We start from the raw sequence: 1,590 nt of genomic DNA, 5'->3' as shown, positions 1-1,590 counted from the left end.
TAAACCCGAATTTCGAAAGCCTATAATAACGGGGCATTGTTGCTAGAAGGTCAGCATCAGCCATGCAAAAATGTGGATAATTTCCCGTCCGTCCGAGCTAGATTATCCACATGTGGATAGTCCTCCCCCCTCCCCAATGAAGAGGCTGGTTCGCTTTCCATGTAAAATTTTGTGAATCATCATTCCAACAAGGCCACCCTGGCTTCGATTCGTTTCCATGCATAGCGTTCGGCGAAGTTCTTCATCAGTTTGAGCACGACAGATCGACCGTGCTGAATGAGCGTCGCCGCGCAGTGAAAGAACTCCAGACGGAACCTTGCAATGGTATAACCTTGATGCACCGGCTCGCAGCAATCGCGTTTGAATCGCTCGAACAAGTTATAGGCAAGCAGCTTGATGAGCAAATCCAGTTCATTCGCTTTAAAATCGCTTGTGGCGATGCGATCGATCGAGAAACCGTTTTTGGCTTCCTTGATGTAATTTTCCATGCAGCAGCGCTGGTTGTAGAAGCGCCACAAATCGATCGGCTCCCATTCCAGATTGGTTACAATCGCTTCATATTGCCAGTCTGTATCGAACACGATCCGGCCTTGTCCGTCATCAAACACCTGCGCTTTACGAATAATCGCCACGCGCCGCGGCTTCTTCCAGGACGTCGCTTTATAGATCAAGGTAATGCCTTCGATGATCCAGTCTTCGTCAACATAGCGCGTCCAATAGCGGCAGGCCTGAACTTCTTTTTCCAGCCGCTGTGTCCATTTGAGCTTGCCGACATAGCCGATTCCTTTGCTTTCCCAAAGGCTGTAGAAGTCTTCGCCGCCGAAGCCTTTGTCAAATCGGGCGTACTTCACCTTGCGATCGCCGAGGAGCTCGAAGGTTTGCTGCAGGAAGTCGGCAGCGTCAGTGGAGGAGTGCGTGTTGCCCGGCCGAAGCGTCGCGTTCAGATTCAAGCGGGTTTGGCCTTCAAAGGCCAACAGCGGATGATAGCTTTTACGCCCGGGCTTGTGCGGGTTTGTCCCCTTGGCCGCGCCGGTCTGATCGCCGTATACCGTTTCTACTGTGGAGTCCAGATCGAGAATGATGTCAAAGGGCAGGCAGGGCCGGATGATTTCCTGATTCAGTATCCGCAGTTCAGTCGGCAACTGCGGACACGACCGGCCAAGCCGTCCAAGCTCCTTGTACAACAAGCTATGATGCGGACAACGTCCGCCCAGGAAACGGTTCAGCAGCGGGTCATGTTGCAGTTTGCGGAAATGAAAAATCCGCTCGCAGCCGAGCATCCAGCCGACGATGAGGTAGAGCAGGATAAGATGAATAGGGAAAATCGAGTTGTGCGCTTTGCCGCCGGAGAGGCTGCGCATCGCCTCGGCAAGCTTGATTTTTTCGAGAAAGGCCAAGAAGACTTTGATGCCTCCGAAGCTCGTTGCGTTATTCAGCGAAAATTCTGTCTTGATTTTGCTAACGGGTGTGGTAGACTTCACCTAAAAGGTGCTCCTCTCTTTGGGTGATGTTGTATTGGACAAACACCATTCTACCAAAGATTTGGAGCCCTTTTCACGTTTTCAAAGAGTCGTACTTTCGAAATTCAGG

1 protein-coding gene is annotated in these 1,590 nt (G+C 51.4%); it reads right to left on the bottom strand.

The window, feature by feature from the left end; translation table 11 throughout:
* Positions 1 to 179 precede the first annotated feature (179 nt).
* On the bottom strand, positions 180 to 1,481 hold the full coding sequence (locus BLW49_RS28425; protein ID WP_090728284.1) for an IS1380 family transposase: 1,302 nt from the start codon (positions 1,479 to 1,481) through the stop codon (positions 180 to 182).
* Between the last annotated feature and the right edge of the window lie 109 nt (positions 1,482 to 1,590).

Origin of the sequence: Paenibacillus sp. PDC88 (assembly GCF_900106725.1) — a bacterium.
GTDB lineage: Bacteria > Bacillota > Bacilli > Paenibacillales > Paenibacillaceae > Paenibacillus > Paenibacillus shunpengii.
Note: the sequence above shows the minus strand (reverse complement) of the source record. Positions and strands in the feature narration are given on the sequence as shown.